12 protein-coding genes and 1 pseudogene are annotated in these 15,043 nt (G+C 69.9%); 9 read left to right on the forward strand and 4 right to left on the reverse strand.

Features of this window, described 5'->3' with window-relative positions:
• The first annotated feature begins 6 nt into the window (after positions 1-6).
• From ACIQGQ_RS32645 to ACIQGQ_RS32675, 7 genes are all read left to right on the forward strand, one after another.
• On the forward strand, positions 7-1,413 hold the full coding sequence (locus ACIQGQ_RS32645) for a serine/threonine-protein kinase (RefSeq protein WP_402402933.1): 1,407 nt from the start codon (positions 7-9) through the stop codon (positions 1,411-1,413).
• 114 nt (positions 1,414-1,527) lie between these two features.
• Positions 1,528-2,007: an RICIN domain-containing protein gene (locus ACIQGQ_RS32650; RefSeq protein ID WP_402402848.1), complete on the forward strand. Its 480-nt coding sequence runs from the start codon at positions 1,528-1,530 to the stop codon at positions 2,005-2,007.
• A gap of 167 nt (positions 2,008-2,174) precedes the next feature.
• On the forward strand, positions 2,175-3,104 hold the full coding sequence (locus tag ACIQGQ_RS32655; protein ID WP_402402851.1) for an LGFP repeat-containing protein: 930 nt from the start codon (positions 2,175-2,177) through the stop codon (positions 3,102-3,104).
• A gap of 37 nt (positions 3,105-3,141) precedes the next feature.
• Positions 3,142-4,131, forward strand: a complete 990-nt coding sequence (locus tag ACIQGQ_RS32660; protein ID WP_402402854.1) for an alpha/beta hydrolase — start codon at positions 3,142-3,144, stop codon at positions 4,129-4,131.
• 758 nt (positions 4,132-4,889) lie between these two features.
• Positions 4,890-6,752 (forward strand): ABC transporter ATP-binding protein, encoded by a 1,863-nt coding sequence (locus ACIQGQ_RS32665; protein WP_402402936.1) that lies wholly within the window; start codon positions 4,890-4,892, stop codon positions 6,750-6,752.
• Between the two features lie 1,348 nt (positions 6,753-8,100).
• On the forward strand, positions 8,101-8,523 hold the full coding sequence (locus tag ACIQGQ_RS32670) for an endonuclease VII domain-containing protein (RefSeq protein ID WP_402402857.1): 423 nt from the start codon (positions 8,101-8,103) through the stop codon (positions 8,521-8,523).
• Positions 8,524-8,993: 470 nt separating this feature from the next.
• The gene (locus ACIQGQ_RS32675) at positions 8,994-9,974 is read left to right on the forward strand and encodes a phosphotransferase family protein (protein ID WP_402402938.1); all 981 of its coding nucleotides are present in this window, start codon (positions 8,994-8,996) and stop codon (positions 9,972-9,974) included.
• A gap of 129 nt (positions 9,975-10,103) precedes the next feature.
• Here ACIQGQ_RS32675 and ACIQGQ_RS32680 read toward each other — a convergent pair whose 3' ends face one another.
• A complete protein-coding gene (locus ACIQGQ_RS32680; protein WP_402402860.1) occupies positions 10,104-10,589 on the reverse strand; it encodes a hypothetical protein in 486 nt (161 codons plus the stop codon).
• Positions 10,590-10,787: 198 nt separating this feature from the next.
• Here ACIQGQ_RS32680 and ACIQGQ_RS32685 point away from each other — a divergent pair, with 198 nt between their 5' ends.
• Positions 10,788-11,336, forward strand: a complete 549-nt coding sequence (locus ACIQGQ_RS32685; protein ID WP_402402863.1) for a hypothetical protein — start codon at positions 10,788-10,790, stop codon at positions 11,334-11,336.
• Positions 11,337-11,393: 57 nt separating this feature from the next.
• A pseudogene (locus ACIQGQ_RS32690) lies at positions 11,394-12,244 on the forward strand (IS982 family transposase).
• A 140-nt stretch (positions 12,245-12,384) separates the two neighbouring features.
• On the opposite strand, the gene ACIQGQ_RS32695 reads toward ACIQGQ_RS32690, so the two are convergent.
• The 3 genes from ACIQGQ_RS32695 to ACIQGQ_RS32705 are packed head-to-tail and all read right to left on the reverse strand — an operon-like array spanning position 12,385 to position 14,563.
• Positions 12,385-12,813 (reverse strand): septal ring lytic transglycosylase RlpA family protein, encoded by a 429-nt coding sequence (locus ACIQGQ_RS32695; RefSeq protein ID WP_402402865.1) that lies wholly within the window; start codon positions 12,811-12,813, stop codon positions 12,385-12,387.
• A 44-nt stretch (positions 12,814-12,857) separates the two neighbouring features.
• Positions 12,858-13,730, reverse strand: a complete 873-nt coding sequence (locus ACIQGQ_RS32700) for a glycoside hydrolase family protein (RefSeq protein WP_402402868.1) — start codon at positions 13,728-13,730, stop codon at positions 12,858-12,860.
• Between the two features lie 17 nt (positions 13,731-13,747).
• Complete coding sequence (locus ACIQGQ_RS32705) at positions 13,748-14,563, reverse strand: thaumatin family protein (protein WP_402402870.1); 816 nt, start codon at positions 14,561-14,563, stop codon at positions 13,748-13,750.
• Positions 14,564-15,043 lie beyond the last annotated feature (480 nt).

Consider the following 15,043-nt stretch of genomic DNA (forward strand, 5'->3'; position numbering starts at 1 on the left):
AGGCAACTGGCGGCGGGACGCGGCCGTGGCGATGCCTCGGGAAGCGACCACCGTACCGAGCTTCTGCCGCGCGGCTACCGCATCGGTCCGTACGAGGTCGCCGAACCGATCGGGACCGGCGGCTGGTCGACCGTGTACGCGGGCCGCCTCCCGGACCGCCTTCCTGGAGACGGGGCGGGGACGGGAGGCGTCGCGCTGAAAGTGCTGCCGACCGCCGGGCTGGCCCCGCGCCAGGCCCGCGGGGTCGCGGACGCCGCCCGCCGGGAGGTCGAGCTCGGCCGCCGGGTCGGCCACCCCCGGCTGGTCCGCCTTCTCGATTCCGTGGTGATCGCCGACCCGGACCTGCGGTTCCTGGACGGTGCGATCGTGCTGGTGATGGAACGTGCCGAGTGCAGTCTGCGGGACCTGTTCCGCGAGAGGGTCACGGAGGGGGACGCGGTCCGGCTGCTCACCGGGATCTGCGAGGGCCTGGCCCATCTGCACGGCAGCGGCTGGGTGCACAGCGACCTCAAACCGGAGAACATCCTGCTGGACTCCGACGGCTCGCCGAAGCTCTCGGACTTCGGTCTCGCCACCGAACTGACCGGCACCGCCGGGACCCACGGCTATGCGCCCCCGATGGGCACCCTGGACTACCTCCCGCCCGAACGCTGGCAGGCGCCGCTCGGCGATCACGGGGTGAAGGTCCGGCCCAGCTCCGACATCTGGGCCCTGGGCATCCTGGTGCACGAGATGTTCGCGTCCGGCGCCTCGCCGTTTCACGGTGCGACGCCGATGGCGCGCGGCGCGGCGGTGCAGGAGTACGCGAGCGGGCGCGCGCGGCTGCGGATCGACGGTGCGCTGCCGCCGTTCTGGCGGGACCTGGTCGCCGACTGTCTGGCCCCCACCCACACGGACCGCGCCGGACACACCGCCGAGAGTCTGCTGGAGCGGATCGCCGCGCGGTCGCCCTCTCCTCGACCGGTGCGCCGCTTTCGGGGGCCCCGCGCGCTGCTGGTGACCGCCGCGGTGTGCGCGATGGCCACGACCGTCTGGTCCCACACCGTGGGTGCCGTTCCCGGAGCCGGCGGTGAACCACCCGGCAGAATAAGGGTGTTCAACGCCGACAGCGACTGCCAGGACCTCGCGAGCCGCAGCCGGCAGTGCAGTCTCGGTCTGGCGATCAACCCCCTTCTGCCCTACACCGCCGACAACGTCGTCCCTACCCGGGTGTGGCAGGGCGCCGTCCTCGGCGTCGAATGCCGTCTGGCCCAAGGCATCCCCATCATCGACGAGTCGGACGCGCGCTCCACCGAGTGGTACCGGGTCCGGCTGCCCGTCGGCTCCTCCCGTTCCTCGGCCTGGCTGCCGGCCGTACGTACGGTGGACCGGCCCCGGGTTCCCGACTGCCCGCACCCCGAGCCTGTCCGCTGAGTGTCGCCGCTCGTGCCGCGGCCTGTCACTCCGGAGTGTTCCGGATGTCCCGCCCGGCGGCCCGGCGGCTAGCTTGCGGACTCACCACCACCGCGAGGGAAGAAGGAACAGCTCATGTACGGCACGCGTTCGCTCCTGTTCGCCGGGGCCCTCGTCCTCATCTCCGCGACCGCGCCGTCCATGGCCCTGGCCGCCGGGAACGGTTCTGGTTCCGCGTCCTTTGCCCGGACCACCGACGCCACCCAGAGCTTCCGCAACCAGGCCACGGACCGTTGCATGGACGACACCGACAACGGCTTCCGTACCTGGAGCTGCAATGGAAGCGCGCCCCAGCTGTGGGATGTGAAGGTGTGGAACGACGGCACCCGCCAACTGCGCAACGTCAACACCAACCGTTGCGTCGAGGACAGCGACAACGGGTTCCGCACCGTCGGCACATGCAGCTCAAGCCCGGAGCAGAGCTGGCTGGTCAAGGTCTGGAACGACGGCACGGTCCGCTTCCAGAACCAGGCGACCCTGCGGTGCATCGACGACAGCTCTCTGGGATTCCGTACCTGGCCCTGCAATGACACCCCGTACCAGAGCTGGTTCTGATCCGGGCGCTCACGGTTCCCCGCCGCAAGGCTCTTCCGACACGAAGGAGCAGTCAGGTGCACCGCTCGACCGCACGACGACGCGCGATACGGAGATCATCGGTTCTGCTGGTCCTTCTGGCCATGACCGGCCTCGGCACCCCGGCTTCCGCCCGGGGAGCGGCTGATGTGCCGGGCCCTCTCGGCCACCCCGCCCCCGCCACGCTGTTCTGCGACATCCCGTCGGACCGGGACATCGCCGTCACACGCAAGGTGTACGAGGTCGGGCAGCGGCGCGGGGTGTCGGACAAGGTGATGCTCGCCGGGTTCGAGACGGGCTGGGTCGAATCCCGGATGAACAACCTGGCCTGCGGGGACCGCGATTCGCTCGGCGTCTTCCAGCAGCGCCCCTCGATGGGGTGGTGCGAACCCGCCCAGTGCCTCGACGTCGACTACGCCGCCAACAAGTTCTTCGAGGTGGCCCAGCAGATGGAGCCCGACTGGGCCACCGCGGGCGAACTCGCCCAGGCCGTCCAGCGCTCGGCGTACCCGGAGCGCTACGGCCAGGCGGAGGGATACGCACGGGAGCTGATGGCGGAGGCGTTCCAGCCGTACGGCACGATCGGCGCGAAGTACGCCGCGACAGGCGGCCCCTCGGGCCCGCTCGGCCCGCCGCTGCGCGCCGAGGAGGACTCCTCGCTCGGCGGCCGCTTCCAGCAGTTCCGGAACGGGATCATCCTCTGGCACCCGGATGTGGCCCACGCGGTCTACGGAGACATCCTCACCAAGTTCTGGGACACCGACGCCGAACGCCGCTGGGGCTTCCCCACCACCGACGAGACCGACGCCGCCCCCGCCCCCGACGGCACCCGGGGCCGCTACCAGTTCTTCGAACACGGCCTCTTCCTCTGGTCCTCGAAGACCGGGGCCCACACCGTCCACGGCGCCATCTACGACGCCTTCCACGCCGCCGGCCACGAAGCCGCCCTCGGCTACCCCCTCACCGACGAAACCGATGAGGCGGCCACCCCCGGCAACCCCGCCGGAAAGGCACAGAGATTCCAGAACGCCACCATCCACTGGAACCCCGACCGGGGCACCTGGATCACCGACAACTGACCACCGTACCGACCCCGACAGCCGACCGGAGGCCGCGTTGAGCGAGCACCGCCCCACCCGTAGGAATGTCCTGAAGACCGCAGGAGGGCTTTCCGCCGCCCTCGCCCTGGGCGCAGGCGGCGTCCTCGCGACCGCCACCGCCGCGAACGCGGCCGGTGACCGCTTCGGGCTCCGCATCGTGGACCGCAACGAGAACGACCCACGGATGAAGTACTACCGCTTCCAGACCGACGCGATCGGCTGGAACCCCGGCGTCAACGTCCTCCTCCCCGACGACTACGCCACCAGCGGGCGCACCTACCCGGTCCTCTACGTCTTCCACGGCGGCGGCACCGACCAGGATTTCATCACCTTCGACGTACTCGGCATCCGCCCCTGGACGGCCGGAAAGCCTCTCATCGTCGTCATGCCCGATGGTGGTCACGCCGGCTGGTACTCCAACCCGGTCAGTTCCAACACCGGCCCCCGGAACTGGGAGACCTTCCACATCAACCAGCTGATCCCGTGGGTCGACGCGAACTTCCGCACCTACGCCGAGTACGACGGCCGGGCCGTCGCCGGGTTCTCGATGGGCGGCTTCGGGGCGCTGAAGTACGCGGCGAAGTACTACGGCCACTTCGCCTCGGTGAGCGCCCACTCCGGCCCTGCCAGTCTGCGCCGCGACTTCGGGCTGGTCGCCCACTGGGCCAACGCGTCGTCCGCGGCCCTGGACCTCGCCGGCGGCACGGTCTACGGGGTGCCTCTGTGGGACGAGGCACGGGTGAGCGCCGACAACCCGGTCGAGCGGATCGAGAGCTACCGCAACAAGCGGGTCTTCCTCGTCGCCGGCACCAGCCCCGATCCGGTCAACTGGTTCGACACGGTGAACGAGACCCAGGTCCTGGCGGGACAGCGGGAGTTCCGCTCCCTGCTCGACCAGGCGGGCATCCCGCACGAATCGCACGAGGTACCCGGCGGCCACTTCGTGCGCCCCGACCTCTTCCAGCGCGACCTCGACGGAATCATCTCCCGGCTCCGCAAGGCATGACGCGACACCGTCGACACCCCTGCCCCATGCACCTGGAGCCGTCATGGCCCCAGGTGCATGGGGCAGTTCGTTCAGCGGCACGGACGGCCCTGGCCGCGGACACGGCCGCCGCGAGCTTCGTCGAGTGCGCGGGCCAACGGCGGACCCCTCAGTAGCGACGGCCGCCGGCACCACCTCTGCGGATTCTGCGCTCCCCCGGCCTGGCCCCTCCCTCGCCCCACGGCTCGACGGCCACCGCGCGCCCGCCCGGGCACCTGGCCCTCCCCGCTCCGCCCGGTTCGTTCAGCCGCCCCCGGGCCGCCGCCATCGCGCGTCGCGGCCGGATCCGCGCTGTCCGCAACCCCCCACTCCCCTGATCGAACGAGTTTGAACGGCGACGGTCCAGAGCCCGCACACCCCACCTGCGGCATGCGAACTGACATTCGCCAAATGCCTTCCGATCGGGCCGTGACGAGACCGGATCCACCGCGTTTTTAGAGCATCAGTGCCACATCGACGCTCAAACGGAGGAACGCCGTGCACCCCACCCCCGCCCCTTCTCAGCAGCCTCCCGGAATCGAACGGCGGCCCGGCGTGATCACGCGCAACGCTGACGACACGTTCACCACGAAACGTCCGGATGCGGGGTGGGCGGCATGAGCGAGCCCACCGATGCACCAGCCGGCCGTGTTCCGGGACCGCGCACCACCCCCGAAACATCCGCGACGCCCACCTCCGCCCCCTCGTCGGCGTCCGACACGCCCGCCGCGGAGCCGCAGATGCGGTACGTCGACCTGACCGGCAGCCGTGAGGCGGCCGGCCGCTCGATCCGGATGCGCGACATGGCCCACCGCCTGCCACGTCTGGTGCGCCGCTCGCTGGCGCTCGCCTGGCGCGTCGACCGGCGGGCGACCGCCGGCCTCCTGCTGTGCCAGACGATCACCGGGGTGATGCAGGCATTGGGCCTGGTCGCCGTCTCCGGGACCCTGACCGCCCTGCTGCGCGACGGAGACGTGTACCACCGGCTCCTCCAGGCATGGCCGTCCGTCGCCCTGCTCGCCGGGACCGCCGGCGTGCGCGCGCTCCTCGGCATCACCGTCAGCTGGCTCTCCTCCCGGCTGAGCCCGCTGATGTCCCGCGAGGCCGAGCAGATGCTGCTCACCGGCTGCGCCGAGGTCGAGCTGTGCGCCTACGACGACCCCGGCTTCAACCGCGACCGCGAGGCCGCCGACCGCGGCGCCCAGGTCACCGGCGACCTGATCAACGAGGGCCAGGACCTGATCGCCTCGGCCGCCTCGTTCCTCGCCGGGGCGATCGTCCTGGCCGGCGTGCACCCGGTGCTCCTCCCTCTCCTCGTCGCAGCCAGCCTGCCGCAGGCCCTGGCCCAGGTCAGCGCCGCACGCGTCCGCTACCTGGCCAACCTCCGCAGCAACGGCGACAACCGCATGCTGTCGGTACTGCGCTGGCACATCTACACCAAGGACGCCGCCGACCAGATCCGCGCCGGCACCATGGCCGACTTCCTGTCCGGCCGGTACCGGGACACCGTTTCCCGGATCAACCGCGAGGACCGGGCCGCGGCCGACCGGGGCGCCCGGATGTCCCTGGCCGGCGCGGTGTGCGGAGGCATGGGATCGACGGTGGTGTGGGCGGCGGTCGTGTGGCTGCTGGCGACCGGCCGGATCACCGTCGGGCATGCCGGAACAGCCGTCTTCGCCCTGCAGACCGTCGGCACGTCGGTCCGCGGCCTGGTCTCCGTCGGCGCACGCGCCGTACGGACCGGCCTGTACATGGACGACTGGACCGGCTTCCTCGACAAGGCCGGCGGCTTCCGTATGCGCCGCGGCCCGCACCACCCCGAGCCGCCGGAGACGATCGAGATCAAGTCGGTCACCCACCGCTACGCGGGCAAGGACCGCGACGCCCTGTCCGACGTCTCCCTCACCTTGCGCCGGGGCGAGGTCACGGCACTGGTGGGCTTCAACGGCTCGGGCAAGTCGACGCTGTCGAAGTTGGTCAGCGGCCTCTACCTGCCCACCGACGGGGAGGTGCTCTGGGACGGCGTCCCCACCACCGAGGCCGATCCGCAGGCCCTGTGGCAGCAGGTCGCCCTCGTGCCGCAGGACTACGCACGCTGGCCGCTGACCGTGCGCGAGAACGTGACCCAGGGCCAGCCCACCGCGCGCGGCGACGCGGCGGTCCGCGAAGCGTGCGAGAAGGCCGACGCCGACGAGGTCATCGACAAGCTCGGCACCGGCCTGGACACCCTCCTGGCCCGCGAGTGGCTCAACGGGGAGGAACTCAGCGGCGGCCAGTGGCAGCGCATCGCCCTGGCCAGGGCGTTCTTCCGCCCGGCCGGTCTACTGGTCCTCGACGAGCCCACCGCCAATCTCGATCCCCGTGCCGAGTACCGGATCTTCCAACGGCTGCGGGCCCTCGCCCAGGACAGGGCGGTGCTGCTGGTGACCCACCGCATCACCAACGTCGCCGTCGCCGACCGCATCGTGGTCCTCGACGAAGGCCGCATCGTCCAGGAGGGCACCTACGCCCGGCTCTCCCAACAGGCCGGACCGTTCCAGAAACTGCTCTCCTACCAGATCACGTCCGAGGCGGACGGCGACAAGCACGAGGCCCCCGCCTGAAGCCCGACCGGTACGGGGAACGGCGGCTCTGGAACCCGAAGGATCTCCCGGACGCCGTCGGGCCCCACACCCGTCGGACGATCGACGTGGTACTCGCCGGGCATCTGTACTCACACACGAGGTGGAGCAGGCGATGACGACTCAGGACGCGGGCACGGCCACGTTCCCGCGCGGGGACTCGCCGTGATCGTGGTCACGCACAACGCCGCGGACATCACCCCGGCCCGGCGGGAGCAACCTGCCGAAGGAGCCGGGCCGGTGGTTCCGCTGGAGTCCGGCGCCCGCACTCGCTCCCCCGCTCTCGTCCGGCGGGGCGAGATGCCGCACTGCGGGCACTGGGCGCACCGCGGTCCGCGCGGGACCGCGGCGCAGGAGTCGGCATGGCCCCGGAAGCCCACTCCGGCTCCAGGGCGCTGACGCAGCCATGTGACCGGGGTACCGGCGTGCCATGCCGGAAGCAGACCGAGCGCGGCCTGCGGGGCCCGCGGTCGACGAGCAGGGTCCCGTACCGGTGCCCGCGGCGGGTCGCGAGACGATCGGCCCCGGGCACCTCGGGCACTCCCCGGAAAGGGTCGGGAACCGCTCACCGCGTCCGCGTCGTTCCGCTGACCGTGCTGTGCGGCAATCACGGCTACGGGAGGACCAGGATGCGGCCCAATTGCGCACGGCTCCTCAGCACCCGGCGCGCCTCTCCGGCCACGGTCAGAGGCAGCCGGGCATGGACGCCGTGCGCAACAGCCCCCGGGCCGCGTACTCGGTGAGTTCGGCCCGGTCCTTGAGAAACCGATGACGGACCTCAGGGCGAACAGATCGGCCACGGGGGCGCTACCGGGGCCGCCGCTCGCGGCTCCGTACGCCACCAGCCGTCCGTACGGGGCCAGTACGTCCAGGCTCTGGCGCAGGATCTCGCCGCCGACCGCGTCGAGTACGACGCCCACACCGTCGTACACGGCCGTGCGGACCTGCTCCGGCTTCCGAAGTGATCACTGACCAGTGGTCAGAGGTGACCAGCGAGCAGGTGGCTGACGCACCGGACTCGTGGTGCTGGATGTCCACGGCCATGCGGGATCCATCGGACCGGCTTTCATGAATCAGGTCTCCATCGTGCGTGCGGCGCGCCGCCGCTGCCGGGTCGGACGGCTCGGAGCAGTGGGCTGCGACCGGCCGCGGAATCAATGGCCCGTAGGTGATCACTCGTGACCGCTTCGCCCACAACAATTTCCGAGGTCGGGCTCCTCGCCAGCCGATACTGAAAGGATCAGCAGGAGGGCGGAAAGCCTGGCTGCTCTCCTGTCACAGTGGTTGCGACACGTGGACAATTGAGGGGAACGGGGCGGGGGCGGAGATCTTGAGGGTCAAGGGGACGGCGAAATGCGCCTGCTGCGGCGGGAAGAACGAACGCAGGTTCGTGTCCAGTGGAAACGAGACCGTATGGGCCTACACCTGCGACAGCGTCAAGTGCAACGAGGACCAGCAGGACATAGCCAGGAGAGTCCGCAGGTACGGCCTCTCCTACGAGCAGTACGCAGAGATACACCAGTATCAGCGGGGGAAGTGCCCCATCTGCGATGAGCCGATCGGCAAGTTCCGACAGGGGATCGTGATCGACCATGACCACTCGTGCTGTCTCCCCGGACGTACGGCCTGCGGTAACTGCGTCAGAGGGATTCTTCATCGTGAATGCAACTCGGCTCTCGGATTCCTACGCGACGACGCGGACCGCGCCGAGAGGGCTGCTGACTATCTCAGGGAAGAGTTCCCCTGGCGGTAGCCAACCCAGAGGAACAAAGCCCCTGGGCAACCCTCCTTCCGAAGTCGCACCGGCCGGTCCCCCGGTGCGACTTCATGACGCACCCGGTTTGAGTGGCTGGCAAGCTGCGGGCCAGTATTGGCTGCGCCAGGTCGACCGTGCGGGACGCCTACGTGGGCATGTGCTCGTCGGTTCCGGAAATATTGCGTGCAGGTGGCGGATCTCACGGGAAAACACCTCACCCGCCTTCATGCTTGCCCGGCCCTCCATTGCACAGCCCCGAAGACCTGACTCCACGTAATCCGCCCGCGGAATGGGAGTCGGAATCCGGGACATGGCGTCAGTGCAGGGGAATGGCAAGCCGCCCGGTGCCTGTTCACGGATCTCCCACGACAGCTTTGGGCCAGATCGTTCGGTGCCCCACGACGACTCGCGTATGGTGCCCCGGTCATCGAGGCGGAAGGCAGGTTGCGGGCGTGGCACCGAGGAAAGTGACGCGGGACCAGTTGGCGGGTGCGGCGCGGGCCGCGCTGGGCGGGCGACGACGGCTGGAGGCGGTCGAGCGGCTGGCGGGCGGCACCACGAAGGGCGTCTACCGACTGACGATGGACGACGCCATGACGGCGGTCGCCTATCTGTGGGAGGACTCCGAGAACTACTGGCCGTCCACCGAGCACGACGGCGACCTCGCCGACCCGTTCTCGCCCGGCATCGGGCTCGACCTGTTCGAGGCCGCGCACGCACGGCTGGGGGCACTGGGCCTCCGGGTCCTCGAGATCCACCTGGTCGACCGTGACCGCACCCACTACCCGGCCGACCTCGCGATCGTCGAGGACGTGCCCGGCGAGAAGCTGATGGACCTGCGCAACCGCGACCCGCGTGCCGCGGAGCCGACCATGACGCGCCTCGCCGAGAGCCTGGAAACGATGCGTGCCCACCGGGCACCGTCCTTCGGCAAGGTGGGCCTGGTCGACGCGGGTGGCACGTCACGGTCGGCCTCGTGCGAGCAGGCGGCACTCGCATTCGCGCTGCGCTGCCTCGCCGAGGCGGCCGCGCGCGACCACAGGATCGCCGACGCCCGCGTTCGGTTGGAGGATCGGCTGCGTCGGCTGACCTCGGTGGTGCGGCCTCGTGCCGAGTACTCCGTCGTCCACGGCGAGCTGGGCCTGGACCACGTCATGGTTGACCGGGACGGCAGCCCTGTCGTGATCGACATCGAGAACCTGCTGTACTTCGACGTCGAGTGGGAGCACGTGTTCCTGCGCCTCCGTCATTCCGCCGGCCAGTACCGGCAACTGGCGGTGGACGGCCTCGACGAGGACCGCCTCGCGCTCTACAAACTCACCCAGCATCTGTCGCTGACAGCCGGCCCGCTGCGGCTGCTCGACGGGGACTTCCCCGACCGGGAGTTCATGCAGGGAATCGCAGAGCACCACCTGAACGAGGCGCTGGCGATGGCCCCGGCGAGGTGAGGACGCGGCCTGTGTGTCCCTCCGGGGCCGTATGATCCGCGGGATCGTCGACTGCGAGAAGTCGGACGGAACCGGCCGAAGTGACGTCGGCACACTGGACGGCCCGCCGCCCGCAGGGGCGGGGGCCGTCTAGGTTCTGTCTCGTTGACCGTCTGCAGGCTGGGGCGCTTGCGGGTGGTCCATGGTGGTGCCGTCAGGATTCCGCCCGAAGGCGGCCTCAAGAACGTCGGGCAGGTCTTCTTCGGAGACCGTGGTGCGCACGTCCGCCAGAACCTGGGGAAAATCGGCATCGTTGATGACGCCCATGTGCTCCTGACGGAGTTGGTAGATGATCTCGACGAGCTCCGGTCTCAGCCGCATCCAGGCACGGGAAGTACGGATCTCTTCATCGACCTGGTGCATGAACCAGCGCATGACCTGGTACGGGACGTCCACGTGCCCCGCGTGCGGGTTGAAGCACACCGTGGGTTCCCGTGCTGGATCCTCGTCGGGGACGATTGCGGTCACGAGTGTCCGTTGCCCGGCCACCAGGTCCAGTTCCAGATACCAGGCGTCATCGGGAACGGAGTACATCGCGGTGATCGCGTAGTCGCCGTCGGGGTGTTGAATGACCATCTCCGCATGCTGCCACGCCGGACTGAGAAGGTCGTATCCAAATTATGCGGCCCGACGCCCCTGTGCCCGGGCCCAGATGAGGTGGGCATCGACGCAGAGCGCCGCCCGGTGGGCGATGGTGAGCTTATCCGTTCGCACGGCTGAGAAAGTGTCCGGCAACTGCTGCTCCGGTTCTGTGCGATCGCTAGCATCCCCGACATGATCAGTGATGCAATGACCGAGCTGCGTCTTCGGGATTCACCGACGATCGAGCACATCGACTTCGATTCCCTCGATGGATTCCGCTTCGCCGATGGTGAGGGATTCCCCGCTTCCTATCGTGCGTTCGTTCGCCACGCGGGGTGGGGGCGCGCCTTCGGGCTGTGGTTGGTCTACCCGCCGGTCCGCCCGGGATACGCCGACGGGTTGCGCGGTCGGGGCGCCCAGCTCACGAGGCGTTTCCGCGCGAGCTGCCGAGATGGAGAGAGTGAAGCATTCGACTGGATGGTGGAACCGGACGGCAGCTGGTCCCTGGCTACCGCCTTGGAGGTCTTCGCGTGGAGCGAGAACGGTGATGCCCTGTTGTGGAACTGTGCGGCACGCGACACGGACGGGGAGTTCCCCATCTGGGAGTCACGCGGTTTCAACTCCTTGCACTACCTCGGCGCAGACCTCCGCGCGGCGCTACCGCTGGTGCGCGATCGGTCCGTCGGCTCTTTCGGGCCCCGCCCGTTCGATGTGGAACCGCTTCCCGCCACCCGCCTCTGAACGGGCTTCTGCTGATGGTGTGTCCGGGAACGCGGACGGGGCGTCCATGATCGTCGTGTGACGAACAACCTGGACGCCCTGCCGGCCGCACTGTACGGGAGATCGACGACGGGATCGGAGGTACCCGATGGCTTGGCCGACCGCCGCAGCTGACGGATTCCGAGCCGGTCACCCTTGCCGTGGCGCAGGCTCTGCCGGGCTTCACCTCGGAGTCGCGCTGGCTGAGGTTCGTGGACTCCCGGCTGGGAGCGGTGTTCCCGTACGTGCTCGAGCAGCCGGGCTGGAACAAGCGGCTGCGGGCAGCGTTGCCACTGGTCAGGAGGGCGATACGGCTACTGGCCGTCGATACGGATCTCTGGTTCGGCAATCACTGGATCATCGGCTCCACGCCGGTCGAGTGTGGCCGCTCACGTCCGACGGTGAAGCGGTCGGACATGGCCGGCCGGGCCGGATACGGGTACCGCGCCTCGCACTCCCGGTTCTTCCGAGGCCTGCGCCTGTTCCTGGTGTGCGCCCCGACCGGGATGTGCATGCTGTGGGCACTGGCGAACCCGAAGTCGGACGAGCTGACCACTAACCGGCCGAGCCTGCTGGTGATCGCGGACAAGGACTTCGCCTCAAAGGAGCAGGCCGATCTGGCCTTCCGAGGACCGGAGTTGCTGCGTCCTTCCTTCAATCGCGAGAAGAAGCGCAGGGGCGAGAGCCTCCTGAAGCCGGTGCGGCAGCTGATCGAGCCGGTCAACGACACCCTCGAAGGCCAACTCGACCTGGAACAGCATGGTGGCCCGACCTCCGAAGGGGTCGCCGTCCGCGTTACCCAACGCGTCCTCGCGATGGCCGCCGCGATCTGGCACAACCACAGGACCGGCCAGCCCGTTATACGATCCTTGACCGCTCATCACCACTGATCACATCGGAATGGCTCGTCCAGGCGCGGGTCTACGCGGAATCAGGGCGCCTGAGCCGGGCTCCCACCCCGCTCGGGCGCCCCTTACTCACCCCCGGTGAGGGGCAGGGGCTCCGGTCGCTCCGGTGCCGGTGACGGTCTCTACTGCAGGACTTCCTCCGTCACCTCGATGTGGCCCTGGTCCGGGTCGATGACGCCGCCGAGGCGTTGGAAGGCGCCGTCGGTGAGGTCGAGGCACTTGGGTTCCTGCGGGGTCTGGGCGAAGGTACCGCGGTCGTTGACGCGGACGACGAGGGACGCGCCGTTCGCGGTGTTGGTGACCTTCACCAGCGTGTTGAAGGGGAGTTGCGGGTTGCGGGAGAGGGAGGTCGCCGCGGTGTCGGCGTTGTTGTCGAAGATCTCGCCGCTGGCGGTGTAGGAGCCGGGCGGGATGGGGCCGTAGTGCGTCGCCCAGCAGGTGTCGGCGAGCGGGACGGCGGGCGCGGCGGAGCCGGCCGGTGCGGCGGCGACCGCCCCGGCGAGGACCGTGGCGCCGACGGCCAGACGGGCGAGAGCGAGAGGACGGAGCATGGCTGCTGCCTTTCCGTAGCGGTGATGCGGGACGGGGCTGCGGCTCACCCCGCCGCGCGGTAGGCGGCGCCCACCTGCGTGGCGGTCGTGCCGTCGTACAGTCCGGTGCCGTCGCCGCGGCTGGTGGAGAGCGTGAACCAGGCGTACCGCTCGACGAACGGCAGGCCCTGGAGCATGGCCGTCGACTGCTGCACGAAGGCCGCCTGCTGCTCCTGCGACGGGTACCTCGGTGTGCCGGACGAGAAGTCGATGAGGGCGTACTCGGTGAGCCAGAGCGGTTTGTGGTGGCGGTCGTAGGTGGCCTGGAGGTAGCCGCGCAGCTGGTTGGTGGCGTTGGTGGCGTCGAAGTCGGCGCCGTACCAGTGGACGGGCAGGAAATCGACCTTGAGGTTTCGGTCGGCGGCGCCCCGGAGGAACTGGCCGAGCCAGCCGTCCGCGCTGTCGGCGCCGGTGGCCACGGCGGGCGCGCCGAGCCGCAGGCCCGTCGACTGCAGCCGGGGCCACAGGTCGAGAGCCTGCTGCACGCTCATGACCGCCTGCCCCGGGTGGTCGGGCTCGTTGAAGCCGAGCAGGGTCGTGCCCTGCTGCTTGGCCTGGTCCAGCTCGGCGTCGGTCGCAGAATCCGGCCCCCAGATCATCGGGACGAACTCGACGCCGTCGGGAGCGGCGATCCCGGACCTGCCCGAGGACCAGGTGTAGAACCAGCCGGCCCCGGAGTCGGCGAGGTCCTGGGCGGCGCCGTCGAAGTTCCAGGCGCTCACGCCCTTCTTCTTCGCGTCGGTGGTGGCCGGGGCCGCGATCCGGTCCGTGGCCGCCTGCGGGGTGCCGGTCGGGGCCGCGACCGCCGTGGAGCGGCCGGTGGCCGAGAGGGCGAGCGGGGCCGTCAGCGCGGCGGTGAGGATGCTTCTTCTGCGCATGGTGCTTTTCCGTCCGTTCAGGCGCCGCGGTGGAATTCGACCGTGAAGCCGCTGCATCGGCTGCACTGCTGCATGACCTGGTTGCCCGGCTCCTGGTCCTGCTTCGACCAGCCGTACGCCTTGGGGCAGTTGGTGGCGATCATGTCGCTGTAGGGGGTCTTGGCGTCGCGGTTCGGGCTGGTGCACAGCTTCGGTGTGCCGTCGCTCCACCGCGTCAGGTCGTCGGCCGGGCACTTCGGCAGCAGGTCCTCGGGGCAGCCCACCTCGCCGCAGCCGCCACCGGAGCCGGAGACCTCGGTGGGGGTGATCGTGATCGGTACGGAGAAGGCGTTGACGTAGCTCACGTCGTACCAGGGCGCCATGCCGTCGCTGGGGTCGAAGTTGAACTCGGCGAGGCTGACCGGCTGCTCGCCGGTGTCCGGCGCGCAGTGGTCGACGAAGGCGCCGCAGTCGCCCAGCTCGCAGTGGAAGGTGCTGCCGGACTCACCTCCGCACCCCATACGGGCGAAGAACTTGCCGCGCCAGTGGCCGGGGGCCTCGTCCTCCGGGACGGTCACCGTCGCCGACTGTCCGGGCTCCAGGACCGGCAACGATCCGAAGTTCTCGGATCCGTCGGCGTTGACCGTCGAGCCGACCCAGATCTTCTTGCCGGTGCTGTTGACGAACGTCACCGTGTGGGCGCCCGCGGTGGCCGCGGCCGGCTCGGCGCCGTCGAGCGCGGTGGCCGCGGCCGTCCTCGCCTGGGGCCGGGCGCCCGTGTGCGGGGGGACCAGCACCAGTAGAGCCGCGACCACGGCGATCGTGGCCGCCAGGGTACTCAGAACCTTGCGCAAAGCTCCTCCGTCGAATCTGCGGTGGGGGGTGGAGAGTCGAGCCGGGCCGGGCGGGTTCTGCCGCGCCGCCCCGGCAGCGCATCGGGCATAGGTCTCCTCGCGTCCACGGGCCCATGGGGGGAGCCGATGCGGCCACGGGGCCGGCACTCGGTCTCGCCGCGGCTCAGCTCGCCCGGAACAGATCCTGCGCACTCCTCACCCCCTGGAAACGACCGCGCCGGGTGCGCACATGAGTTCGATCACTCGGGGCGCCTCCGGGTAGGGGAAGTCCGGGCATGGACCGGCCCTCCGGGCCGTGCGGGATGCCGGACAGTCCGGTGCGCCCTGGCCCGACCTGCGGGAACAGCGGCCGGGCCGACTGGGAACAGTGACGAAAAGTTCATGTCCGAAGCCTTGTTACGCCATGTTCTACGCGCGTATCTTCAGCTTCTGGATCTGCGCGAGACGCCGTCCGGCGTCCCCCCGTCACCACCTTGACGA

The sequence above is a fragment of the Streptomyces sp. NPDC092952 genome, assembly GCF_044754785.1.
Classification (GTDB): Bacteria; Actinomycetota; Actinomycetes; order Streptomycetales; family Streptomycetaceae; genus Streptomyces.

Bases quoted from the DNA above. Each gene is read 5' to 3' on its own strand.
- ACIQGQ_RS32700 (WP_402402868.1), bottom strand. From the start codon at position 13,730: ATGCGCAGAAGAAGCATCCTCACCGCCGCGCTGACGGCCCCGCTCGCC.
- ACIQGQ_RS32650 (WP_402402848.1), top strand. From the start codon at position 1,528: ATGTACGGCACGCGTTCGCTCCTGTTCGCCGGGGCCCTCGTCCTCATC.
- ACIQGQ_RS32695 (WP_402402865.1), bottom strand. From the start codon at position 12,813: ATGCTCCGTCCTCTCGCTCTCGCCCGTCTGGCCGTCGGCGCCACGGTC.
- ACIQGQ_RS32685 (WP_402402863.1), top strand. From the start codon at position 10,788: ATGATCAGTGATGCAATGACCGAGCTGCGTCTTCGGGATTCACCGACG.
- ACIQGQ_RS32665 (WP_402402936.1), top strand. From the start codon at position 4,890: ATGCGGTACGTCGACCTGACCGGCAGCCGTGAGGCGGCCGGCCGCTCG.
- ACIQGQ_RS32680 (WP_402402860.1), bottom strand. From the start codon at position 10,589: ATGGTCATTCAACACCCCGACGGCGACTACGCGATCACCGCGATGTAC.